Source organism: Paenibacillus sp. FSL P4-0338 (assembly GCF_038002365.1).
In the GTDB taxonomy this organism is placed as follows: Bacteria; Bacillota; Bacilli; order Paenibacillales; family Paenibacillaceae; genus Paenibacillus_AQ.
This window is the reverse complement of record NZ_JBBOCG010000001.1, coordinates 3863848-3887017: the sequence shown is the minus strand read 5'-3', so window position 1 is coordinate 3887017 and position 23170 is coordinate 3863848. Positions and strand designations below refer to the sequence as shown.

General features: G+C 56.0%; 19 protein-coding genes and 1 riboswitch. Of the genes, 16 read left to right on the top strand and 3 right to left on the bottom strand.

All coding sequences use genetic code 11. The features are described 5' to 3' along the window. Positions 1 to 19: 19 nt before the first annotated feature. Complete coding sequence (locus MKZ07_RS17085) at positions 20 to 1117, bottom strand: YheC/YheD family endospore coat-associated protein (protein WP_076162196.1); 1098 nt, start codon at positions 1115 to 1117, stop codon at positions 20 to 22. 216 nt (positions 1118 to 1333) lie between these two features. Between MKZ07_RS17085 and MKZ07_RS17080 the strand changes: the two genes are divergently transcribed. The 5 genes from MKZ07_RS17080 (at position 1334) to MKZ07_RS17060 (ending at position 10264) form a co-directional block, all read left to right on the top strand. After that, a complete protein-coding gene (locus tag MKZ07_RS17080; protein WP_341026723.1) occupies positions 1334 to 6448 on the top strand; it encodes a WIAG-tail domain in 5115 nt (1704 codons plus the stop codon). A gap of 468 nt (positions 6449 to 6916) precedes the next feature. Beyond that, positions 6917 to 7762, top strand: coding sequence for a glycosyltransferase family 2 protein (locus MKZ07_RS17075; protein WP_256707556.1), 846 nt, complete (start codon positions 6917 to 6919; stop codon positions 7760 to 7762). Next, positions 7759 to 8751 carry a glycosyltransferase family 2 protein gene (locus tag MKZ07_RS17070; RefSeq protein WP_341026718.1) on the top strand — a complete coding sequence of 331 codons (993 nt, stop codon included), beginning with the start codon at positions 7759 to 7761 and terminating at the stop codon, positions 8749 to 8751. Before MKZ07_RS17075 ends, MKZ07_RS17070 begins: the two co-directional genes overlap by 4 nt. After that, complete coding sequence (locus tag MKZ07_RS17065) at positions 8748 to 9485, top strand: glycosyltransferase family 2 protein (protein ID WP_036701539.1); 738 nt, start codon at positions 8748 to 8750, stop codon at positions 9483 to 9485. The genes MKZ07_RS17070 and MKZ07_RS17065 overlap by 4 nt, the downstream gene beginning before the upstream one ends. 47 nt (positions 9486 to 9532) lie before the next feature. Then, a complete protein-coding gene (locus MKZ07_RS17060; protein ID WP_036701537.1) occupies positions 9533 to 10264 on the top strand; it encodes a sugar phosphate nucleotidyltransferase in 732 nt (243 codons plus the stop codon). A gap of 671 nt (positions 10265 to 10935) precedes the next feature. Here the strand turns inward: MKZ07_RS17060 and MKZ07_RS17055 are convergent. Continuing rightward, on the bottom strand, positions 10936 to 11460 hold the full coding sequence (locus MKZ07_RS17055; RefSeq protein ID WP_341026714.1) for a GNAT family N-acetyltransferase: 525 nt from the start codon (positions 11458 to 11460) through the stop codon (positions 10936 to 10938). A 273-nt stretch (positions 11461 to 11733) separates the two neighbouring features. Here MKZ07_RS17055 and MKZ07_RS17050 point away from each other — a divergent pair, with 273 nt between their 5' ends. The 9 genes from MKZ07_RS17050 to MKZ07_RS17010 all read left to right on the top strand — a co-directional run bounded on the left by MKZ07_RS17050 (position 11734) and on the right by MKZ07_RS17010 (position 19409). Beyond that, positions 11734 to 12027: a nucleoside-diphosphate sugar epimerase gene (locus MKZ07_RS17050; RefSeq protein ID WP_081751236.1), complete on the top strand. Its 294-nt coding sequence runs from the start codon at positions 11734 to 11736 to the stop codon at positions 12025 to 12027. A 33-nt stretch (positions 12028 to 12060) separates the two neighbouring features. Next, positions 12061 to 12396, top strand: a complete 336-nt coding sequence (locus MKZ07_RS17045) for a hypothetical protein (protein WP_036701533.1) — start codon at positions 12061 to 12063, stop codon at positions 12394 to 12396. Beyond that, positions 12393 to 12680 (top strand): hypothetical protein, encoded by a 288-nt coding sequence (locus MKZ07_RS17040; RefSeq protein ID WP_036701531.1) that lies wholly within the window; start codon positions 12393 to 12395, stop codon positions 12678 to 12680. The genes MKZ07_RS17045 and MKZ07_RS17040 overlap by 4 nt, the downstream gene beginning before the upstream one ends. Positions 12681 to 12699: 19 nt before the next feature. Continuing rightward, positions 12700 to 13104, top strand: coding sequence for a hypothetical protein (locus MKZ07_RS17035; RefSeq protein ID WP_036701529.1), 405 nt, complete (start codon positions 12700 to 12702; stop codon positions 13102 to 13104). A gap of 242 nt (positions 13105 to 13346) precedes the next feature. After that, entirely contained in the window at positions 13347 to 13808 is a 462-nt protein-coding gene (locus MKZ07_RS17030) for a GNAT family N-acetyltransferase (protein WP_235218584.1), read from the top strand. Between the two features lie 171 nt (positions 13809 to 13979). Next, positions 13980 to 14078, top strand: a riboswitch (purine riboswitch). 61 nt (positions 14079 to 14139) lie between these two features. Continuing rightward, positions 14140 to 15477 (top strand): 5'-deoxyadenosine deaminase, encoded by a 1338-nt coding sequence (locus MKZ07_RS17025; protein WP_341026706.1) that lies wholly within the window; start codon positions 14140 to 14142, stop codon positions 15475 to 15477. A gap of 312 nt (positions 15478 to 15789) precedes the next feature. After that, entirely contained in the window at positions 15790 to 17697 is a 1908-nt protein-coding gene (locus MKZ07_RS17020; protein ID WP_341026703.1) for an LTA synthase family protein, read from the top strand. Positions 17698 to 17706: 9 nt separating this feature from the next. Beyond that, entirely contained in the window at positions 17707 to 19119 is a 1413-nt protein-coding gene (gene wsfD, locus MKZ07_RS17015; protein ID WP_076160942.1) for a glycan biosynthesis hexose transferase WsfD, read from the top strand. A 116-nt stretch (positions 19120 to 19235) separates the two neighbouring features. Further along, positions 19236 to 19409 (top strand): aspartyl-phosphate phosphatase Spo0E family protein, encoded by a 174-nt coding sequence (locus MKZ07_RS17010; RefSeq protein WP_076082320.1) that lies wholly within the window; start codon positions 19236 to 19238, stop codon positions 19407 to 19409. A gap of 191 nt (positions 19410 to 19600) precedes the next feature. Here the strand turns inward: MKZ07_RS17010 and MKZ07_RS17005 are convergent, their stop codons facing one another. After that, positions 19601 to 20365: an AAA family ATPase gene (locus tag MKZ07_RS17005; RefSeq protein WP_445670289.1), complete on the bottom strand. Its 765-nt coding sequence runs from the start codon at positions 20363 to 20365 to the stop codon at positions 19601 to 19603. Positions 20366 to 20744: 379 nt separating this feature from the next. Here MKZ07_RS17005 and MKZ07_RS17000 point away from each other — a divergent pair, with 379 nt between their 5' ends. Both MKZ07_RS17000 and MKZ07_RS16995 read left to right on the top strand, forming a co-directional pair. After that, positions 20745 to 21845: a CgeB family protein gene (locus tag MKZ07_RS17000; protein ID WP_076160940.1), complete on the top strand. Its 1101-nt coding sequence runs from the start codon at positions 20745 to 20747 to the stop codon at positions 21843 to 21845. A 32-nt stretch (positions 21846 to 21877) separates the two neighbouring features. Beyond that, entirely contained in the window at positions 21878 to 23011 is a 1134-nt protein-coding gene (locus MKZ07_RS16995) for a CgeB family protein (protein ID WP_083678123.1), read from the top strand. The last annotated feature ends 159 nt before the right edge of the window (positions 23012 to 23170 follow it).

Here is a 23170-nt window from a genome sequence, read left to right as displayed (position 1 = left end):
ACATAGAATAGGAGACAAATCAATAAGAGTTCATTCTTAATGCTTCTTCGTACAGATATCTGGCATAGCCCATAGGCTGGCGGTAGCTGTCTTTCCATACCCCGCGCAGTCCGGCTTTCTGGAAGCCGTAACGCTGGTCGCGCCCGTTGCATTCAATGAAATACAGATGTCCGTGCTTCGTGACACCGATGTCCAGACCGATATCGGCCAGCCCCGGCAGACTCTTCTCCAGCTCACGGGCGATGGCGAGACTGAGGGAGAGGACGGACATACGGATTCTGGCTGCCTCTTCTCCAGGGAATGCCTGCTCCAGCGCAAAAGATGACTTCAGGGCTTCGCCCCCTCTGGCGATGTTCGATACAAAGCCGCCGGGTGCAGCCAGCTTGGCGAACAGGCCGGTGACCTGCCACGCTCCGCCCCAGCCCCGTTGTACCGTGACACGCAGGTCAAAAGGGCGTCCGTTAATCTCGGCCAGCGGAATCCGTTCCTGGACCAGATAGGGCACGGAAGAGAGCCGGGCGCGGAGGATCCGGGGAAGGGCGTCTGGGTTTACGGCTCTGCTAACCTTGCGTCTTGAGCCAGAGAGAGAGTAGCTCCAGAGCCATCGCCCTTCGCCGCTGCGGGTGAGCCGCATCACGCCGTTACCCACGCTGCCCCGGCAAGGCTTGAGGATCAGATCCGGGTAGCGGTTCATCATCTCCCTCAAGCCGGAAAGTCCGCTTGCTGTGACTGGCAGAACGGCTTGTAGTTCCCGGCTGCGCTCCAGCAGGCTGTGAATCTGATCCTTGCCGTAACGATTGCAGGTGTTGTATACCTGAATACCCTGCTGGAGCAAGCGCTCGACGCCGGTGCTGCGCGGATCATAGATTGCCCGGTTGTGGATGACCTCCGGCGTAGGGACGATCTGTCTCCGGTAGCCTTGCGGACCTTCCTTCATATAGACACTGCTGAAGCCTGACGCCACGTTGATGTCAGACAGCTTCACAAAGCAGGGGGTTAATCCGTATGCGGCGGCGGCCTCTTCGTAGTTAGCCAGAGATTCCTGTCCGGTTTTTAACCGGGGAACGCCCCCGTGCATAGCGGCATTTAGCAGTATCCCAACGAGCTTTTGCCCCATGTTCGTTCCTCCTGTTATTTTGAAGTACTTCCCGGCTGTTTTTATGTCTCCTGTCATTGTATGTATGTATGTGCCCGTAAGGGTTGGACGGATGCGCGGCGGCAGATGCCCTTTTTTGGAAGGGGAAGAATGGATTCCAGGCAAGAGAAGGGTGTCATCCGCCCATGCTGCTGCATATGATGCCTAGAAGATACAGATGGAAGGAGGAGACTGCTTGTGAAGGGTCCCAAACGAAAACAGCAGCGCAGTACAAAAAGACCGCTCTATTACGTGGATAATCCCGATACGACTGAACTTAGCATGTTGGACAGCAGTCCCAAAACACAGAAAACCCAACAATCGGCAGCGGTGGAATCGGCTGAGGCAGAAGATATTACCCTGCAGGTGAGCGGGGTGGAGATGCTGGAAGTGACCGCCCCGCCCCAGCAGACTGTACCTGCACTGGAGGGGAATCAGGGAACCGTGAAGGAAGAGGTGCTCGGGCAGGAGGACCGTGCTGCCCTGCTTGAAGCTGAGGTAACGGCTCCCCTGGAAAAGGAACGCCTCCAGCCCGTATACACTGATGATCTGTCTGATGGCGCCGTCACCGGTGCCAAGATTGCTCCACGTACCATTGACGGGTCCAGGCTAAAGCATGGCATCATCGGCACACCCTGGCTGCAGGACTATGCAGTGCAGAGCATCAACCTTGCGGACCGGGCGGTAACCTCCTCGAAGATAGCGCCGGAGTCCATTACTGGTGAGCATCTGGCGGAGAGCAGCGTCAGCGGAGGCAAGCTGCTGGATCACTCCATTGGCGGGGAAAAGCTGAAGGACGGCAGCGTCGGTCCAGAGAAGCTGGCAGACCGGATGATCAGCGGAGGACATATCTCCGATGGTGCCATCAGCAGCCGGCATCTGAGTGAGTTCATCATCACAGCGGAGCTGCTGGATGATGGGGCGGTGACTGGTGAGAAGATTCTCAGCAGCAGCATTGACAGCCGCCATCTCAGCAACGGCAGTATTGACCGCTCTAAGCTGGCTGACGAAGCGGTGTCCGCCGACAAAATCGCCGATGGTGAGATCAGCGGTGTCAAGCTGGGCGATGCGGTGATCGAGAGCCGGCATGTGGGAGAAGGCGTCATTACCGCCAAGCATCTGGCACCGGGTGCCATTGGACGGGAACAGCTGGCGGCGCGCCTGATCGGCAAGGAACAGCTTCAGCCCGGTATTATTGAGAGCGGGCATCTCGCGGATGGGGCTGCCGGGTCCCGGCAGATCGGGGCGAAGGCTGTCCGCAGCCAGCATATTAACCCGGAGAGCATCCATGCGGACCATATCGCGGAAGGTGAAATTGGCAGCCGTCATCTGGCAGACCGCAGCATTTCTTTTGTGAAGCTGGCGGATGGTGCGGTAGGGACTACACAGCTGATTGAGCAGGCGGTTACCTCTTCCAAAATAGCGGATCAGAGCATTCTGGCCCATAAACTAGCTGACGAAGCCGTAATGACGCGCCATATTGCGAAATCGGCTGTCCGCAGTGCGCAGATTGCCGCGCAGGCTGTCACTTCGGCACATTTGCAGCGCGATGCCGTGGATAATTCTCATCTAGCCGCAGAGTCTGTAGGCTCAGCCCAGCTGCAGGAGCACTCCGTCCTGACCGGCCATCTGGCCAAAGGGGCAGTTACGGAAGAACAACTGGGATATGAATCCGTTACTGGAGAACATATTAGCCCGCAGAGTATTACCGCAGCCAAGCTGGCGGACGGCAGCATCATTACCGCCAAGCTGGCCATGGGCGCGGTCGGGGGGACGATCCTTGCAAAGGAAGCTGTCAGCGGAGAGCATATTGCGGTCTGCGCCGTGGAGGAGAAGCACCTGGCGGACGGCAGCATCAGCGGGCGGGTGCTGCAGGAGGAGGCTGTAGATGCTGGTCATCTGGCATCCGGCGCCATAGAACGCCGGCATCTGGGAGACAGCAGTGTGACTTCATCGGCGCTGCAATCCGGTTCGGTCACGGCAGATAAGCTGTCCTCCGGTGCCGTCAAGGAGGCTCATCTTACTGCGGCGATCGTGCAGCCGCATCATTTGGCTGACTATGCCGTCACTTCCCTGAAGTTATCGCCGGAGAGTGTCTCGACGGATAAGCTGGGCGATCTGGCCGTCACTTCAATCAAGCTGGCGGACGGAAGTGTAAGTGCGGAGAAGCTGGCAGCCTCAGCAGTGCAAAGTGAGCATCTGTCGGCAGGCGCGGTCGGCCCGGATTCGCTTAAGGATACGTCTGTACAAGGCAGACATCTTGCAGCAGGCAGCGTGGGCGGTGGACATATCCGGCCGATGTCGATCGGCAACGGACATCTTATTCCAAGCTCTGTCTCATCGATCCAGATTCAGGATGGCAGCATCAGCGCCGCCAAGCTGGCAGAGGGAGCGGTAGCTTCCCAACATCTCACCCCCGGCAGTGTGGGCGGAAGCCAGCTGGCTGAGGCCTCAGTGGAAGGTCGGCATCTCGCGGATGGCGGCATTCGCTTGGCGCATCTGGCGGAGGAGGTCCGCAGTGCGGAGCTACTGCCTAACGGCAGCATTGGCGCAGAGAAGCTGGCAGCAGGTGCTGTAGAATCGGTTCATTTGGCTGAAGCCATTGTTCAAGCCGTTCATTTGGCACCGGCAGCGGTAGAAGCCCGGCATATCGGTGCCGGAGAGATTACGCTGGCCCATCTGGCCAAGGAGACGCGCAGCGCGGATCTTCTCCCGGATGGCAGCATCGCAGGCAGCAAGCTGGGAGCAGGGGTGGTAGGGGCCTTCCATCTGGCTGCGGGCAGTGTGTATAGCGGCCATCTGGCTGCGGATGCAGTAAGCAGCCGGCATATCCGCGCCGGCAGCATTCAGCTCAGTCATCTGGCTCCCGATACGCGGGGCGCGGACCTGCTGCCGGATGGCAGTATAGGTGGAAGGAAGCTGGCTGAAGGCGCAGTGGATTCGCAGCATCTCCAGCCGCAGAGCGTGGAGACAGAGCATCTTGCAGATGGAGTGATTCAGGAGCGTCATTTGGGCTCAGGAATTATCCGGCTGGCGCATCTGGCAGAGGAGACGAGAAGTGCGGAGATACTGCCGGACGGCAGTATAGATGCAAGTAAGCTTGCTGAGGGCGCAGTGCATTCGCAGCATCTCCAGCCGCAGAGCGTGGAGGCAGAGCATCTTGCAGGCGGAGTGATCCAGGAGCGTCATTTGGGCTCAGGAATTATCCGGCTGGCGCATCTGGCAGAGGAGACGAGAAGTGCGGAGCTGCTGCCGGATGGCAGTATAGGTGGAAGGAAGCTGGCTGAAGGCGCAGTGGATTCGCAGCATCTCCAGCCGCAGAGCGTGGAGGCAGAGCATCTTGCAGATGGAGTGATTCAGGAGCGTCATTTGGGCTCAGGAGTTATCCGGCTGGCGCATCTGGCAGAGGAAATGAGAAGTGCGGAGTTGCTGCCGGATGGCAGTATAGGTGGAAGAAAGCTGGCTGAAGGCGCAGTGGATTCGCAGCACCTCCAGCCGCAGAGTGTGGACGCAGAGCATCTTGCAGGCGGAGTAATTCAGGAGCGTCATTTGGGGTCGGGGATTATCCGGCTGGCGCATCTGGCGGAGGAGACAAGAAGTGCGGAGCTGCTGCCGGATGGCAGTATTAGAGGAAGCAAGCTGGCAGCGGGTTCTGTGGGTTCTATCCATCTGGCTTCCGGCAGTATCTATGGAGGTCACCTGGCGCCTGAAGCTGTGGATGGCTGTCATATCCGTCCCGGCAGCATCAGCCTGGAGCATCTGGCCCAGGATGCCCGTACCTCCGAGCTTCTGCAGGACGGCAGCATTACAGGTGAGAAGGTTGCTCCTCACAGCATTGGAACCAGGCATCTGGCGGAAGGCGCAGTGGGAAGCTCAGAGCTTCAGGATGAGGCAGTGGATGGTTCCAAAATCGCTTCCTTTGCCATCCAGTCCCGGCATCTGGAAGAAGACAGCGTGCAGAGCTACCACATTGTTCAGGGTGCGGTGAGCGGAGATCATCTGGCGACCGATTCAGTGGATAGCTGCCATCTCCGCGCGGGCAGCATCAAGCGTGAGCATCTGGCCGAGAACACGCTGACCTCCGAGCTGCTGGGTGAGGGCAGCATAGACGGCAGCAAGCTGGCGCCAGGAGCTGTGGGGTCTAACCATCTGGCTCCAAGCAGCATCTACGGAGGCCATCTGGCTCCCGGAACTGTTGACGGACGCCATATCCGCAGCGGTAGTATCGGCCTGGAGCATCTGGCCGAGAATGCGCTGACCTCCGAGCTGCTCCCGGACCATAGTGTTACCGGAGAGAAGCTTGCTCTTCACAGCGTCGGCACCGGGCATCTGGCTGAAGGTGCGGTAGGAAGCACCGAGCTGCAAGACGAGGCGGTGAACGCTTCCAAAATCGCTTCCTTTGCCATCCAGTCCCGGCATCTGGAAGAAGAGAGCATTCAGAGCCATCATATTGCTCAGGGGGTAGTGAGCGGGGATCATCTGGCGCCTGATTCAGTGGATAGCAGCCATCTCCGCGCGGGCAGCATCAAGCGTGAGCATCTGGCCGAGAACACGTTGACCTCCGAACTGCTGGGAGAGGGCAGTATAGACGGAAGCAAGCTGGCGCCAGGAGCGGTGGGGCCTAATCATCTGGCTCCCGGCAGCATTTACGGAGGCCATCTGGCTCCCGGAATCGTTGACGGACGCCATATCCGCAGCGGCAGCATCGGCCTGGAGCATCTGGCCGAGAATACGTTGACTTCCGAGCTGCTCCAGGACCATAGTGTTACCGGAGAGAAGCTTGCTCTTCACAGTGTCGGCACCGGGCATCTGGCTGAAGGTGCGGTAGGAAGCACTGAGCTGCAGGACGAGGCGGTGAATGCTTCCAAAATCGCTCCCTTTGCCATCCAGTCCCGGCATCTGGAAGAAGACAGCATCCAGAGTCATCATATTGCTCAGGGTGTAGTGAACGGTGATCATCTGGCTCCCGGATCCGTCCATGCGGAGCATCTGTCCTTCCATCCGGTGCAGAGTGTCGGGAACCGCGATGTTTTGCAGCAGTTCGGGATGACGGCGTTTATGTTCAATGGTGATTCTGAGAGTGTAGAGGTGACGGTCTCTTTTGACGAGAGCTTCGGTCATACCGGCTATGTGCTGGTTGCCATGGCTAACCAGCCGTACTTCCATGCCTCATTGAAGAACAGAACAGGCGGAGAAGCGACGATTGAGGTGGTACGGCTGCGCGAAACTCAGCATTTCTATGGCGTGCTGTCGTGGATTGCACTTGGCACTCCGCTGGTCAAACCTGCTGTGGAGCATCGCGCTTTTGACTGATCTGCGACTATTGGCGGTTAGTGGGGTACGCGAATTCTCGTTGCTGCAACATATGCTCAGATCGTAGACAGGTTGGAATGTGTATGAGGCGCAGCCGTTGGCTGCGTCTTTCTTTGAAATATAGTCTATATGTTTCACTCGATAACTTATCTTTCTAATGCTTACTGAACCGGGAATTGCGAGCGGAAGGACAAGCAGGGAAGCCGGGAGAATGCTGAAGCTGCTCTGAGCAGATCTGTTCCAACCTGCCACGACCTACCTTAATATATTCTGTTTGCTGATGGACGGAGTGTTCCTGCTCCTGTAAATGCTCCTTTACTGGCCTATTACCGGGTGGAGGCGCATAGCGGCATTTGTCCAATTATCTGACCTCAGGGAGACACTTGCCGTTACCGGGGGTGGCGGGATACATAGACTATGGTGTAACCCTCAGCCCGGGAGCAGCCCTGTGAAGGAAGGTGGATGAGCATGAAAAGAAAAGGAGTATCTGCCCGCCGCACGGGGCGGCGGGCGACCCGGACAGCACGGCGGCCAGTGACACGGCCGGTGCGGCCTGCTATACCGCCGCCAGCGGTGAATCATCCGCAGCCTGAGGTGTCGGTTATTATTCCGGCCATGAATGAGGCGGCGACGATTGCCGCGGTAATCGCCGGAGCCAGAGGCGTTCATCCCCGCTGTGAGGTTATTGTGATTGTTAACGGTTCTGCAGATCAGACCGCAGAGATTGCGCGCTCCTGCGGAGCGAACGTAATTGTGTATGAACAGCCGCTCGGGCATGATGTCGGGCGAAGCGTAGGTGCTGCGGCTGCGAAGGGAGCGGTTCTGCTGTTCACGGATGGGGATCTGGTAATCCCCGCCTCACAGCTGCGTCCCTTCGTGACGGCGGTCAGTGGCGGAGCGGATCTGGCACTGAATGATTATTCCGGTCCGGTCCGCAGCAGAGTTCCGCATCCGGTGGTGTTATCCAAGCATGTGCTGAATCTTCTGCTCGGAAGGTCTGAGCTGAAGGGCTGCTCCTTGACTGCCGTCCCTCATGCGATTAGCCGCAGAGCGCTGGAGGTTCTGGGCAGCGGCCTGCTGTCGAGACCGCCGCTCGCCCATGCGCAGGCAGTACTAGAGGGCCTGGTTGTGACAGCGGTGCATAATGTGCCTGTAGGCAGGATGAACGCGGTCCGCCGGAAGCACAGCGGCAGTGATCTTCTGCAGGAGGCTATCCTCAGAGACCACTTGGATGCTGTAGCCCTGGTGCTGGAACGCAAGGGCGGCCGGGCGGGCTTCGGGGACGGCACCCGGCGAAGGGAGATGGTGAGATGATGGAAGAGCGGGAAGTATCCGTCAGCGGCCGGTCTTCATCGCGGCGTACTGCCCCCGGAAGCGGCAGCTCTAAAGGCCGCGCCACCGGACGCGGCGCAGCAGTGCGCAGAGGCGCCTCCAAGCAGCGGTCCGCGCAGCGCCGCAGCAAGCCTGCGGCGGCGGGCCTGGACCTCTCCCGGTCCAAGCGGAAGCCTGCTTCCGGGCGGCGGGTCCTGTCCCTGCCGGCATCGCAGGGTTCGCTGTCGGTGATTATCTCGGCCAGGAATGAGGAGCAGACGTTGCCGAAGCTGCTGGAGCAGGTGGAACGCCTGAAGCCGCAGGAGATTATTGTGGTGCTGAACGGCTGTAATGACCGTAGTTTTCAGCGGACACGGTTATGCGCTCAGGCGAGTATAGTGTGCATTCCGGAATCTGCCGGACATGATGTAGGGCGTTCCCTTGGCGCCAAGCTCAGCCGGGGAGATATCCTGTTGTTTCTGGATGGCGATATGGTGATCTCCGCCGGGCAGCTATCCTCTTTTGTGGCTGCGGTGGACCGCGGGGTGGATGTGGCGCTCAACGACCTTGATCCGCTTCTGCCCCCCTTCGGGATAAGTGATGCGGTTACCCGCTGCAAGCTCTACCTGAATCAGGTTCTGGGCCGCCCGGATCTTGGAGCAAGTTCCATGACAGCCGTTCCGCATGCCTTATCCCGCCGGGCGCTGGAGAGAATCGGCTACCGCGAGCTGATGGTGCCGCCTCGGGCGCTGGCGCTCTCCATTATGGGCCGCCTGCGGGTAGAGAAGGCGGGAGGGGTGAATGTGATCAAGCAGAACCGGCTGCGCCAGGGCAACACGGGAGCCGGCAATGCCATAGAGCAGCTGATTGCCGGTGATCACGCCGAAGCTCTGGTCTGCGTAATTGCCCACCGGCAGAGCAGCGGGCAGCTGTCGGACGAGAACCTGCTGGAGCACCGCAGGCAGATTGCTGCCTGGAGGAACGCGCTATGACAATGACGAGCATTATTATTCCTACGTATAACAGGCTCGGGCTGCTGCGCTCCTGCGTCGAATCGATCAGAGCGCATACCCGGTCTGCCTATGAGATTATTGTAGTGGACAATGCCTCGAATGATGGTACCGAAGCCTACTGCCGGGCCAGCAAGCTGACGCTCATTTCCCTCCCGGAGAACCGCGGTTTTCCGCTGGCCTGCAATATCGGGCTGCAGCTGGCTGCGGGGGAGGAACTGCTGCTGTTGAACAATGACGTTATTGTGTCGCAAGGCTGGCTGGATAATCTGAAGAGTGCTTTATACAGTGCCCCTGATATAGGAATTGTCGGACCAGTAACGAATTATGCCAGCGGACGGCAGCAGGTACAGACCTGCTATACGGATATTGCAGGCTTCCATGCCGAGACGCTCCGGACCAATATCCCGGATGCGGCGAAGTGGCTGGAGACCCGAAGGCTTGTAGGTCTGTGTTTTTTATTCAAAAGACAGCTTATGGACGCGATTGGCCTGCTTGATGAACGTTTTTCGCCGGGGCATTATGAGGATGACGATTACTGCTACCGTGCCCGGCTTCAGGGATACCGGCTGCTGATTGCCGGAGATTGCCTGGTTCATCATGAAGGCAGCGCCAGCTTCAAGGAGGTCTATTCTGCCTCATTGCAGGAGCTGGTGGAGCGCAACCGCAGGATTTTTATGGAGAAATGGCAAGTGGACCCGTCGCAGTTTATCTGAGACCGCTGGCCGAAGGCTAAAGACGTAGAGAAAGAGGAGGAACGTAAGTGAAAGGAGTCATACTGGCAGGCGGAACAGGAACAAGGCTATACCCGCTCACCCGGCTAATGAACAAACATTTGCTTCCGGTCGGCAAATACCCTATGGTGTGCTACGGGATTGAGCGGCTGCGCCAAGGGGGGATCACCGATATTCTCCTGGTCATCAGCAAACAGTCCGCAGGACAGTACACTGACTTTTTGGGCAGCGGCGCGGAATTCGGCGTCTCCCTGACTTACAAAATCCAGGAGGCGGCAGGCGGCATCGCGGAAGCGCTGGAGCTGGCGGAAGGATTCATCCTGCCGGGTGAACGGTTTGTCGTGCTGCTGGGGGATAATCTGTTCATGGATAGTCTGGAGCCTTATGTGAAGAGTTATCTGCAGCAGCCAGCGGGGACCGCGAAGGTGCTCCTGAAGCCTGTCGAGGATGCGCGCAGATACGGGGTTCCGGTGTTTGACAGTGCAGATGCCTCCCTGATTGCTTATATTGAAGAGAAGCCGGAGCAGCCGAAGACGAAATTCTGTGTTACAGGCATATATATGTACGATGAAGCAGTATTCGATATCATCCGCCGGATTTCGCCTTCCAGAAGGGGCGAGCTGGAGATTACCGATGTGAACAACCTGTATGCTGCCGAGCGCAAGCTGAGCTATGATGTGCTGCAAGGCTGGTGGAGCGACGCGGGAACCTTCCAGTCTCTGCGCGAAGCCGGAGATAAGCTGAGAGATACGCTGCCCTGAGGGGCGGCGTTTTTTTGTTTTTGGTAGGTGAGGGGATTATGGAGGAAGGTGAAAGGGAGGGGGAGCGGGTGAGGGGAAAGGGAAGAGGGAAGACTAATTCGTTGATCTACATAGGAATATTATGGAAATTGAAGGGAGCTTGAGTGGTCAAAGGTAACTAAAGGGATAAATCCCTTTGAATTCGCTGGAAGTGGGCTGGCGGCTGGAAAGAGAGGGATAAATCCCTCTGAATTCCTCAAAAGTCGGAGTTGGGCAGAAATGAGGTGTACAAATACCCTTGAATCCAACAAAAGTTGGCGCTGGTCGAAAATGAGGTGTAAAAATACCCTTGAATCCGGCGAAAGTCGGAGTTGGGCAGAAATGAGGAGCACAAGTACCCCTGAATCCGGCGAAAGTCGGCGCTGGGCGGAAATGAGGAGCACAAGTACCCCTGAATCCCGCCGCAAGCGGGCGCAGGGGTCGAAAGTCGGCGGGATGGCCCCCCGCGGGCTGTACTGCCGTTCAGCATGCAGCCCTAGGCGTGTAGTCTCCAGCATGCAGGCACCAGCTTATCGCCCGTAGCCCCCAACTTATCGCCTCAGCATGAGCCCCCAGCTTATCGCGCCAGCATGCAAACCCCAGCTTATCGCCTCAACAAGAGCCCTCAGCTTAACGCCTCCACATCATCACCATCAGCTACTGGCTGGCCGGGCGATTCTCCACCAGAACAAATCCTCGGTCTCGCGGTATAGCTCCGCACCCAAATGTTGCAGGACGCGGTGGGAGGCGAAGTTATCCGTCTCGGTATCTGCAATGATCCAGCGTGCGCCGGGATGGCTGAAGATCCAGGCGGTGATCTGCCGCAGCGCCTCAGTGGCATAGCCTTGGCCCCGGTATCTCTCGTCCAGGACATAACCAACGATGACTTCCCCTTGTTCATTCGGGCGGCCTTTGAGGATCAGGAAGCCGATGAGCTGCTGCTGTTCCGGGTGGATGATGGCCCACATGGTCAGCCAGCAGTAGTTCTCTTCATCCTGCAGCACCTTGGCATGCCTGACCCGCATCGCGTAGCGCATCTCTTCATCGTCCAGCAGGGTGGTGGTGCTCGTCACGTTCAAGCCCAGCCTCTGCTCCAGCCCGGCGTAATCCTCTAAGGCTAACGCCAGCTCGGAAGCGCCCAGAGGGTATAGGTCCAGGTGTTCGCCTGTAAGTTTCATAGATTACCTCCAGTTCTAATCCGGCTAAATAGATGCGGACATACATCATTTGAATGTATTTTCAGCCAAGCATAGTCTGCTGTTACGTTTCTTGTCAATATGCTCCCAGCCGGAAGCCTTCTCCCTGTCTTGAAGCGGAAGCGGACATGGGGATTTGAAAGTTGAAATTAATGGTCATCTTGCGACATGTTCCAGACCAACTTGCAGCGCTTCTCCGGCACCGTCAAGGCGGATGCCGCATATGCTGTAGCAGGGCGTTTGAGCAAAGGAGACATGAAGGTGCAGAGTAAAATTACAAAAGTCCTGCAGCACATGGCCCATACGCACGAACAAATGGCACGGATTCTCGACGCCGAACGCCACGTAGCCGTCCGTATGTCGCAAATAGTTCACGATCTGCCGGATGCGGACCCTGATTTCGGCGGATTCAGTGGGCTGGTGGAAAGCTCAGGTCAAGTCAACAAAAACATCATTGCTTACCTCAATGCACTTGCCGATCTTGAAGAGGCGATGGCTGAGGGAGTGGGCAGGGTCATCAAGGAATTAAACGGTCAGGAAGAAGAGTAAGGGTAACGTGTAACCTGAGCAAGGAGGCGGAGGATGAGCAGAGAAAAGGCATATCTGCAAATGCTGGAGTCGACCGCTGCCATCCAGTGGAACATCGCGATGATTCTCGAGGCCAAGGCGGTGGAAGCGGAAAAAGTGAAGCAGTGGACCCATCATCACATCCACGCTAGAGCGTTCGACTCCCACGAAGACCAGCTGAAGGAATCCATCTCTATTCACGAGGTAATCGTGGAAATGGTAGAGGGGCTGACGAAGCTGGAGAACGGGCTGTACAGCAACCTGAAGGCGGTGCTGGGCAGCGGGGAAGACGAGAGCGGCGATTTCGGCGGGGATAGCGAAGGCTTCAGCTTCGGGGACGACAGCAAATGAGCGGCGGGCTGCTCTCCGAACATGCCGTCAAGCTGGAGATGATCCGCTCGATCGCCCGCAGCCAGGCAGCGCTCGCAGCCATCCTTGAGAGTATTGCTGAAGTGACGGGGCAATCGGAGCTGACAGCCCGCAAGCTGAGCGACAATATCAGGATTCTTAGCGGGTACCAGAGTTCAATGTGCCGGATGATATCCGGTATTTCACTGCATGAGCCCAAAGAAGGAGTGCCTGCAGCCCCCTGGCTGAGTAAGGTCTGCTCAGAGGGGACCGCCAGGAGTAGATGAAGTACAGGAGGCGTAGAAGATGAAGAGGAAGAGACTGGGCAAGCTTCGTTCCACGGGCAAGGGGAAGAGACGCAGACCGCTGCTGTCGCGGAAGACGCGGATACGCAAAGGTCCCGGAGGCAAATCACGCAAGGGTCTGCTAGGCAAGCCGGGGAAGAAATCCCTGCTGCTGCGCAGAAAAAGAAGACTACGCAGACGGCTGCTCCGCAGATCCCGCATGGTTAAGCCGCCGGTGCAGGTTATCCCGGCTATCGAGCCCCCTCCCCAGCCGCAGGTGGTTCCGCTCCCCCCGGATCTGGGCGTCCCGCCGGAGCTGCCGCCGGGAGACGCCTATCAGCAGGGCTACACCGAAGCATACAACGTGGGGTTCGACGCCGGTTTCGCCAAGGGCTTCGAGGACGGGCATAAGCTAGAGCTTGGCTGACAGAGCCTCAGGCACAGCAACGTGCAGGCCGATACAGCGGCTACAGGGGTCGGCGCATAATGCGCCGACCCTACAATTCATGGGATACTTTGGGATAAGGCGGACTATCGGAATTTCCGGCCGGATATGGTAGACTTCTTAACAGAATCTTTACCAGGTTCACTATTCAGGCAGGAAAGCGGGGAACGTACATGATGGGGAATGAGATACGAAGAGCGCGGAGTGAGGAGGTCCAGGGGATCATGAATTTGATTGCCAAATGTGTACAAGTTATGCAGGCAGGCGGAAGCGATCAATGGGATGAAGGATACCCTAACCGAGAAGTCATTAGTGAAGATATCGGCAAGGGAACCTTATTTGTCTGCCTGGAGCAAGAGGCGATCGCCGGAATCCTTGTGCTGGATGAGAACCAGGCGGAGCAATATGCAGGCATTGAATGGGAACAGCAGCAAGGGCCGCATCTGATCATGCACCGGCTTGCGGTACATCCCGAGATTCAGGGCAAAGGGATTGCCCGGCGGCTGATCGCCTTTGCTGAGGAATTCGCCCGCAGCAGCGGGTACAGAAGTATCCGGCTCGATACATACGCGAAGAACGACAGGGCGCTTAAGCTGTATCCTTCACTCGGGTATTCACAGAGAGGCGAGATTCATTTTCCCGGCCGTACCGCTGCTTTTCCGGTGTTTGAGAAGGCACTGACATAGAATATGGAGAACTAATTCCCAATTAAGTGAGATAACATTACATTTATTCTTGATTACCTAGTGTTAAAATGTTAAATCGTGCCCTGACCTCACTTAATCGAATATTCGTGTGAACTTTCATTACTCTTATTGACATGAAAGTTGTCTTTGGACTATGATTGGATTATTCATTAGTAATTGAATAGTCCTTTTCGTATATCCTTAATAATTGGTTTAAGGGTCTCTACCGGGAACCGTAAATTTCTGGCTACGAAAATATGCTGAGGCATATTTTTGTGGCCTTTTTGTGTTACAGATCAGCCGGACATCACAAGACTAGGGGGAGAAGACAATGGCGAATATCCTGATCAAGCATGCGGAGATTATTACGATGAACAAGCAGGAGGACATTATTTACGGTGATATCCGTATCAAAGGTGATCTGATTGTGGAGATTGGCACCGGCCTTGAAGTGAGAGGTGATGAGCTTGTCATCGACGCCAAGAACCGGACGGTTATCCCCGGTTTCATCCAGACGCATATTCATCTCTGCCAGACACTGTTTCGCGGCAAAGGGGATGATCTGGAGCTGATGGACTGGCTGCGCAAGCGGATCTGGCCGCTGGAGGCGGCGCATGATGAGGAGTCGCTGTACTATTCTGCCATGCTTGGCATTGGGGAATTAATCACCAGCGGTACAACGACCATCGTGGATATGGAGACGGTACATCATACGGATTATGCCTTCCAGGCGATTGCGAAGAGCGGTATCCGCGCCCTGTCAGGGAAGGTCATGATGGACCGGAAGAACCCCGATGCACCGGCGGCCCTGCAGGAGGAGACGGCGGCTTCGCTGCAGGAGAGTGTGGATCTGCTGGAGAAATGGAACGGATATGCGAACGGCCGGATTCAGTATGCTTTTTCCCCGCGGTTTGTCATTTCTTGTACGGAGCCGCTGCTGCGGGAGGTGGAGAGCCTCTCGGTCCGTTACGGGGTGAAGGTGCATACCCATGCTTCCGAGAATCTGGGCGAGATCGAGCTTGTGCAGGCGATGACCGGTATGCGCAATATCGTCTATCTGGATCACCTGGGGCTGGCTAACGAACGTCTGATTCTGGCGCACTGTGTCTGGCTGGATGAGCAGGAGAAGCGGATTCTGCGGGACCGCGGGGTTCATGTCAGCCACTGCCCGGGCTCGAACCTCAAGCTGGCCTCCGGCATTGCCGATACACCGGGCATGCTTCATGACCATATTCACCTCAGCTTGGGTGCAGACGGCGCGCCCTGCAACAATAACCTGGATATGTTCAACGAGATGCGTCTGGCGGCAGTCATCCAGAAGCCCGCACATGGCCCGACTACGATGGATGCCCGGAGCGTATTTCGGATGGCGACCATCGGGGGTGCGAAGGCGGTAGGGATGGAGGATCAGATCGGCAGCATCGAGGTCGGCAAGAAGGCGGATCTGGCAATCCTTAATCTCTATAATTTCCATACCTTCCCCTCTTATGATGTGGACCCGATCTCGCGGATCGTCTACTCGGCCACCCGTGCTGATGTGGAGACAACGATGGTTGACGGTGAGATTCTCATGCACTCAGGGCTACTGAAGACCATCGACAAGGAGGTCGTGCTTCATGAAGCGAACCGTTCCATTAAAAGACTGCTGGGCAGCGCGCGGCTATCCTGAGCGGAAGGGGCTTCACCGCCAGTTGTCCCAGACAAACTGACTATAGTGACTGGAGGCATGATTGCGGCCTCGACCAGAAGCGTCTTAGATTTAAATTGTAGCCTTGCAGGGGACTTCGCTCCTCTGCTTTTTTTTGTCCATGAAAGGATAATGACTTTAAATGAACCTTTTCTCCCGCTCAGTTGTTTAATAGGGTGGCCCTCTTTTGATTCCCTTTACGAGTATTGCTATACTAGAGCAACGTGAGCTTTTTACAGAAACAAGGAATTAATTTCACACCACTATTAATGAAGAGAGTAAGAGGGGATTGCAATGAGAGAGGGCAAACCTGCGTCTGCGCAGGCGCATTTCTATATCGTGGCGGGACTGCTGTGGCTGAAGCTGCTGCTGCTGAGAGGGCTGTTCTTTGACCGGATTGCCTGGGAGTGGATTGCTGCGGATCTGGCGCCGGTGCTCCTGCTGCTGGGTGTGCTGGCTGTTATTACGCCTGAACGGATGAGAAAAGGGGTCTTCTGGACCTTCAATGGCTTATTATCGCTGCTGCTCTTCGCGGCCAGTGTGTACTTCAATCACTTCGGCTCGGTGCCTACCTATCTGGCGCTCTATGAGCTGAACCAGGTGTTTCAGGTAAAAGAGAGTGTAGAATCTACGATTGAGTGGGTCGATTATCTGTTTTTTGCCGATCTGCTGATAGTGATGATCTATTCGCTCTTCCGCAGATGGAAGAGAGGTCCTGCACGGTTGCAGAGGAGCAGTTGGAGCAGCCAGCCTGTACACAGACCCCGGAATATTTATCTGGTGGTGCTGCTGGTGGCAATCATTGGAGGCGGCTCGCTGTCGGCGTATTCGATTCATTCAGCCCGGGGAATTACCAATGAGCTGGTCCAGGCGGAAACGGCCGGATTTCTGAGTTATGAGGTGGTGGCGGCAATCAAGGCCCAGGAGGATAACGGCCTCATTGGGACTGGTGATATTCAGGAGACGATCGCCAAGGTGCAGGCGCTGGAGGCTACCTATCCATACAAGGCTGTGACAGGCGGACTGCCGAAGCATTTCGGATCGCAAAAGGGGAAGAATGTCATCATCATTCAACTGGAGGCGTTTCAGAATTTCCCTCTGCATCAGTCACTGGAGGGTCAGGAGCTGACCCCGGTGCTCAATGGACTGGCTGGAGAGGGCTTTTATTTCCCGCATGTGTATCAGCAGGTAGGTCCGGGCAATACCTCAGATGCGGAATTCATGAGCAACACCTCGATCTATCCGATTGCTTCGCTTGCCATGTCCACAGGCTTCGGGGACCGGGAGCTGCCGGGACTGCCGCGGCTTTTGCGGGATAAGGGGTATGAGGCGTACACGTTCCATGTGAACAAGGTGGGCTTTTGGAACCGGAACGAGCTGTATCCGGCCCTTGGCTTCAACGGCTACTATGATAAAGGCTCCTTCAAAAATGACCATTTCAATTCGTTCGGGGCTTCCGATGAGCAGCTCTATGCAACTGCCGTAGAGAAACTGGCGGTGCTGCATCAGAAGGGTACGCCTTTCTATGCCCAACTGGTGACGGCCTCCAGCCATCATCCGTTCAAGGTGCCGGACAGCTTCCGCCGCATTCAGGTACCGGACAAGCTCCAGGGCACGATGCTGGGCGATTATCTGAGCGCGGTGAACTATACGGATTATGCAATAGGCACGCTAATCGACGGATTGAAGCAGCAGGGCATGTGGGAGGATACTGTGCTGGTGCTGTACGGTGACCATTTCGGCCTGCAGCCTAAGGACGTCCCGGCGGAGCAGGTGGAGGAGACGCTTGGCATCAAGTATGACGACCGGATCAGCCGGTTTAACATTCCGCTGGTGATCCACGTGCCTGGCATGAAGCAGGGGCAGGTTGTGGAGCGGACCGGCGGACAGTTGGATGTGCTGCCAACGGTAGCCAATCTGCTCGGGGTATCGCTGAAGGACGAGGGGTTTACGGCGTTCGGGCATGATCTGCTGAATGTGGACCGCAACGTGGTGGGCATGCGCTATTATTTGCCGACAGGCTCGTTTTTCAATGATGAAGTGTTGTTTGTGCCCGGTACAAGCTTCGCGGATGGTGAGGCGGTCTCGCTGGATACGCATGAGCCAGTTAAGGATTTCAGTGCCTATCAGAGCGATTACGACTACATTCTGAAGCTGATGGGCTTATCTGATGAATATGTGAAGCTGCTTCCGCAGCGTTAGGAGAATGTTATGAAAAGACTATGGAAACCCGAGGTTCTCATCTCGCTGGCTGGCGCTGTGCTGATCCTCTATCTGCTGTTCGTGCGGCCCTTCACAGGCGTTGCCGATAACGGCGATTTCCTGCGGATGATGAATACGGTCGGACTGAATTATTTTGATGCCGGGGAGGGTTATGCCGACCGCTTCTTCAGCTTCAGTCATTCTAAATTTGCTTATGATGATCTGTTTACGGGCTTCTACCCGTCCTCGCAAATTCTGCTGGTGCTGGTGCCAAGGCTGCTTGCGGGCTTATTTCACGGCAGTTACTTCGATATCCGTCTTCTGGCAATTGTATATGCAGTGCTGCTGCTGGCTGCCACGTGGATGATCGTCAAGCTGGGCGCGAAGAGCTCCTATGCCACAGGCCTGCTTCTGGGGGCGGGAATGCTGTTGGTGTTCTACGATATCGGCTATCTGGCTTATTTCAATTCCCTGTTCGGCGAACCCGTGTCGATGGTCTTCATGCTGCTTACGTTCGCGCTCGGTCTAAGGCTTACCGGGCAGGAGCAGCCGTCATCCAAGGCTCTTACGCTGTTCTTCGTTGCCGTGCTGTTCCTGATCTGCTCCAAAATCCAGAATGCCCCCGTCGGCCTCGCCTTCGCGCTGATCTTCCTGCGCCTGCGGACGCTGCATGGAACAGGCAACTGGCGCAAGCTGGCACTTGGGCTTGGGGTGGCTACAGCGCTGGTATCAGTGATTATGTACGTGACAGCGCCGAAGGAGCTTAAGCATATCAACCTGTATCAGACGGTGTTCTTCGGCATTCTGAATGAATCGCCGGATGTGCGCGGGGATCTGCGCGATCTGGGGCTGCCGGAGCGCCTCGAGGTACTAGCCGGGACGAATTATTTCCAGGGGGATACGGCGATCAAGCAGGATGATCCATCGCTGGGCCCGGATTTCTATGACCGTGTATCGCATAAGGATGTGCTGTTCTTTTATATGAAGCATCCCGGCCGGTTAATAGAGAATATGAAGTATGCGGCTGCTAACAGCATGTCCATCCGTCCCTACTATCTCGGAAGCTATGAGAAAAGTGAGGGCAAGCCTGCAGGCGCGGTAGCAGGAATGTACAGCGGGTGGAGCGAGCTCAAGAACAAGCATCTGCCCCATTCTCTCGGGTTCCTGGTTATTTTCTATCTAGTGTATTACGCTGGATTGCTCTATCAATACTTCCGTACGCGGGAGGCGGCAGGGCGGATTGCCGGAGAATTGATGATGCTGCTGGGAATGATCGGGCTGTTCTCGTTCCTGGTTCCCATCCTCGGTGACGGCCGTGCGGATATCGGCAAGCATCTGTTCCTGTTCAATGTCTGCTTCGATATGATGGCGGTGGCGATGCTGGGCTGGACGCTGCATAAGCTGTCGAGGCTGCTGAAATAACCTGTCATGTCAAACCCTTAATTGACCCCTAGCGGATTATAGAATACAATGTGTTTGGAACTTTAGTAAAAGAGTGGAAATGGCTTGATACAGCCTCATCCTACAAGGGGGCCGCTATGGGGAATGACGAATACAAAGATAAGATCGAACAGGCAAGACAGGAACTGAACAAACTGGCCTTGGAGTACGGGATGCAGGATGTCCGGGTACTCCGCCAATCGGTGAAGCTGGATGCGCTCCTGAATGAATACAGTGATTGTAATACGGAGAAGGATGACCAGCTTTATTAGAGAAATACAGAGCAGCTATGCCAATTCAAGAGACATCTCGGGCGTTCAACGCCTTGAGGTGTCTTTTTTAAAATATAGAATTTATATGTTTCACATGATAAATTGTCCTTCTATTTCTCGCTGAAACGGTACCGTCCTTTGAAAGGACGGCAATGCCGTTTCCACTTGAATTTATATGTTCTGGGGTTCGTTTAGTCATCGCCCAGCAGCTCACGGAGCATCTTCTCCCGGCTCATCATGAAGGCGCGGGTGACCGTGTAATGAGCCGTATCTTCAAGCGCAACAGGCGTAATGCTCTCTCCCTCCAGCAGAAGAATATCGGCACCCGGATAGGACATCAGAATCGGGGAGTGGGTGGCGATGATGAACTGGGAATTCTGCCCCGCCAGCTCATGCATCCGCGCCAGCAGCGACATTTGCCGTACGGGAGACAAGGCAGCCTCAGGCTCGTCCAGAATATAGATGCCCTGTCCGCTGAAGCGGTGAACGAATGTGGAGAAGAAGGATTCTCCATGCGACTGCTCATGCAGAGAACTCCCTCCATAGGAGGATTTAATGGGTCTTCCTGCCTCGGGGTCCTCATCCAGCTCATCGATGTAAGTAGCCACATTGTAGTAACTCTCCGCACGCAGAAAAAATCCGTCCCTCGGCCGTTTCACCCCTTTGGCAATCCGCAAATATTCATAGAGACTGGAATGCGAGGCACGGGTATTAAACGAGAAATTCAGCGTCCCTCCTTCCGGATTGAACCCCCAGGCAGCAGCAATGCCCTCCAGCAAGGTAGACTTCCCGCTACCGTTCTCCCCCACAAGAAAAGTAACCTGCTTCTGAAAAGCAAGCCGTTCCAAGGTGCGTACCACCGGCAGATTAAACGGATAGCTCCCGAAGGAAGGGACCGCATCGCGCAGCAGCTCGACATGGCGCAGATACAGCATAGGGCCATAGATTGAACTCATATCTTCGTGCCTCCTCAGTAGGTTTTCCTCTAATTGTAGATGATTCATGGGGTCCCCGCAAAGTACTTGAATAGGCTTCGATGTGTGACCTCACTTTGTGGGGCTGTTATGGGGTCCCCGCAAAGTACTTGAATAGGCTTCGATGTGTGACCTCACTTTGTGGGGCTGTTATGGGCCCCCGCAAAGTACCTGAGTAAGCTTCAGAGTGCAGACCCGGCCTCTGCATGGACGAGAGTGGATGAAATCTGCAAGGGTTCGGGCCAAGCGGGCGAAAGGCCGGGGGGCATATGCCAATTTCGCCGCAATACAGACAGATGTCCATGAGGCGGATGCTGACTCCGCATATAGTACTACTGTCTTGAGAATCTAACGGGGCAGGGTGAAAGCCGTGAAAACAAAAAAGAGAGGCGGGCTTCCACGGGATTACCGGGATGGTTATCTGGAAGGGTACCATCTCGGCCTGTGCGAAGCCGTGAAGCGCCTGAACACCCCTGAAGTGGGGGAATGCCAGCCGTTCAGGCTGATGTATGTTCCTCAGGGGTTTCAGGCCATCGATACGGGAGTCGCAGAAGCGCTGCGGCTGCTGGTAAGCGAGCTGATAATCTGTTCACCGGAAACCATGCTGGAGGTGGCAGCGCGCGAATTGCCGGGGGCGGTGCTGGTGATGAACGGGCTGCATGTATTTCCGGAGAATCATCTGGAACAAATTATGGCAATAAGACAGTTGGGGATCCCGGCGGCAATTTGGTTTGTGGATGATCCTTATTTCACCGAGGACACATCCGTTATCTGCCGGCATTATGATTATGTGTTCACGCATGAGCTGGGCTGTGTGGAATTCTACCGTTCGCTGGGGACGGCGTCTGTGCACTACCTTCCGCTGTGCGTCAACCCCCAGATGTTCTACCCGCGCCACACCGGACCACAATATCACTATGATGTCGTGTTCATTGGTAATGCCTTCCGCAACCGCACGGAGCTGTTCGATGAACTGGTCCCCTTCCTGCGGGGGAAAAAGGTGCTGATCGCCGGCGGATTCTGGGAGCGGCTGACTCACTTCGAGGAGCTGTCTCCTTACATCAGAGAGGGCTTCATCCCGCCGGAGGAGACGGCCAATTATTACAGCGGCGCTAAGCTGGTTATCAATATCCACCGGCCCTGGGAAGGAGGGATGGACAACCGGAATACGTTCCAGCTTCCGTCCCTCTCCATTAATCCCCGGACCTATGAGATCAGTGCCTGCGGGACGATGCAGCTGACTGATATCCGTCAGGATCTGGATATTCACTACAAGCCGGGCCGGGATCTGGAGACCTTCGCTTCTGCCGATGAGCTGAAGCGCAAAATTGATTATTACCTGAAGCATGAGAAGGAACGCCGCCAGTATGCGCTGCGGGGACTGCAGACCACGCTGCGCCGGCATACCTTTACTTCGCGTCTGCCTCATTTACTGGGTGTTCTTACTTCAGCAAGAGGGTGAAATTCATTATGGATCAAAAGGAGCGAATACTCATGAACAACGAATTTATTATGCCTGCCCCGCCGTTGCCGAGAACCCCTGCGGAGGAAGAGAAGTTGCGGGGACGTCTGACTGGCTTCAAGGGCGGTTATGACGAAGGCTATCTGCGGGGACGGCTGGCCGTGCTGGACGGACGCCCGGAGGAGCCGCAGCCGGTAAGGAATATCCATGTGATGTACGTGGCTTCGGGCAAGGGCTATCCCTATTCTCCGCTGGATGATGCGGTACTCTTCGCACTCCAGCGGTTAACAGCTCAGGTCACGATTACCGATGTGCGCCAGAATCTGGTGGAGCTGGCTTCTGCCCAGCGTCCCGACCTGGTGCTGGTGCTGGATGGTCTGGATTTGCCGCTGGAGCAGGTAGCCATTCTGCGCGGCCGGGGCATCAAGACCGCGATCTGGCTAACCGATGATCCGTATTACACCGATTTCACTATGAAGATTGTGGCCCATTATGACTATGTATTCACACTGGAGCGTAATTGCGTAGAGATCTACCGCGGCCTTGGCTGCGCGGAGGTCCACTATCTGCCCTTTGCCGCGCACCGCGAACATTACCGTCCGACTATCGGACGTTCACTGGTCAGCCGTGAGGTCAGCTTCATCGGATCCGCCTACTGGAACCGGATCAATTTCTTCCGCGATATTATGCCGGAGCTGATGAGCTATAACACGGTCATTAACGGAATCTGGTGGGACCGGTTGCCCGAAGCGCCGCTCTATGGCGAACGGATTGAGATCGGCAAGTGGATGTCTCCTCAGGAGACGGCCGTAGCCTATAGCGGTTCGAAGATTGTGATCAACCTTCACCGCTCGCATATCGATGATGTTGTCAACAATAACACGCTGTATATTCCGGCCGTATCGCCGAATCCGCGTACGTTCGAGATTGCTGCCAGCGGCACGCTGCAGCTCAGTGATGCCCGTGACGATCTCGGTTCCTTCTACAAGGTGGGCGAAGAGATCGACACCTTCTCCAGCCCCCGCGAGCTGATGGACAAAATCCAGTACTATCTGACACACGAGGAAGAGCGCCGGGAAATGTCCCTCCGTGCCTTCGAACGGACACTGAGGGATCATACGTACACCAGACGTCTGAGTCAGTTGCTCACTATTATTTACGGGTAAGCCAGCAGGGCAATCGTAGAACAGGCTGTCAGCAAAATGTGCGTATCACAGGGGACAGGTGTCGTGCCGGCATCTGTGCCCCCTCAATATACTGGAGTACCGGGCAGAGATGTTGGCCTGCCAGCTGATATACCCGTCCTAAGTTGGTGAACCGCAGAG

What these genes read in the sequence shown, in the direction of transcription:
- MKZ07_RS17025 (WP_341026706.1), top strand. Translation starts at nt 14,140, where the DNA reads ATGGCGAATATCCTGATCAAGCATGCGGAGATTATTACGATGAACAAG.
- MKZ07_RS17085 (WP_076162196.1), bottom strand. Translation starts at nt 1,117, where the DNA reads ATGGGGCAAAAGCTCGTTGGGATACTGCTAAATGCCGCTATGCACGGG.
- MKZ07_RS17075 (WP_256707556.1), top strand. Translation starts at nt 6,917, where the DNA reads ATGAAAAGAAAAGGAGTATCTGCCCGCCGCACGGGGCGGCGGGCGACC.
- MKZ07_RS17035 (WP_036701529.1), top strand. Translation starts at nt 12,700, where the DNA reads ATGAAGAGGAAGAGACTGGGCAAGCTTCGTTCCACGGGCAAGGGGAAG.
- MKZ07_RS16995 (WP_083678123.1), top strand. Translation starts at nt 21,878, where the DNA reads ATGAACAACGAATTTATTATGCCTGCCCCGCCGTTGCCGAGAACCCCT.
- MKZ07_RS17040 (WP_036701531.1), top strand. Translation starts at nt 12,393, where the DNA reads ATGAGCGGCGGGCTGCTCTCCGAACATGCCGTCAAGCTGGAGATGATC.
- MKZ07_RS17070 (WP_341026718.1), top strand. Translation starts at nt 7,759, where the DNA reads ATGATGGAAGAGCGGGAAGTATCCGTCAGCGGCCGGTCTTCATCGCGG.
- MKZ07_RS17030 (WP_235218584.1), top strand. Translation starts at nt 13,347, where the DNA reads ATGAATTTGATTGCCAAATGTGTACAAGTTATGCAGGCAGGCGGAAGC.
- MKZ07_RS17065 (WP_036701539.1), top strand. Translation starts at nt 8,748, where the DNA reads ATGACAATGACGAGCATTATTATTCCTACGTATAACAGGCTCGGGCTG.
- MKZ07_RS17005 (WP_445670289.1), bottom strand. Translation starts at nt 20,365, where the DNA reads ATGAGTTCAATCTATGGCCCTATGCTGTATCTGCGCCATGTCGAGCTG.
- MKZ07_RS17050 (WP_081751236.1), top strand. Translation starts at nt 11,734, where the DNA reads ATGAAGGTGCAGAGTAAAATTACAAAAGTCCTGCAGCACATGGCCCAT.
- wsfD (WP_076160942.1), top strand. Translation starts at nt 17,707, where the DNA reads ATGAAAAGACTATGGAAACCCGAGGTTCTCATCTCGCTGGCTGGCGCT.
- MKZ07_RS17020 (WP_341026703.1), top strand. Translation starts at nt 15,790, where the DNA reads ATGAGAGAGGGCAAACCTGCGTCTGCGCAGGCGCATTTCTATATCGTG.
- MKZ07_RS17045 (WP_036701533.1), top strand. Translation starts at nt 12,061, where the DNA reads ATGAGCAGAGAAAAGGCATATCTGCAAATGCTGGAGTCGACCGCTGCC.
- MKZ07_RS17055 (WP_341026714.1), bottom strand. Translation starts at nt 11,460, where the DNA reads ATGAAACTTACAGGCGAACACCTGGACCTATACCCTCTGGGCGCTTCC.
- MKZ07_RS17010 (WP_076082320.1), top strand. Translation starts at nt 19,236, where the DNA reads ATGGGGAATGACGAATACAAAGATAAGATCGAACAGGCAAGACAGGAA.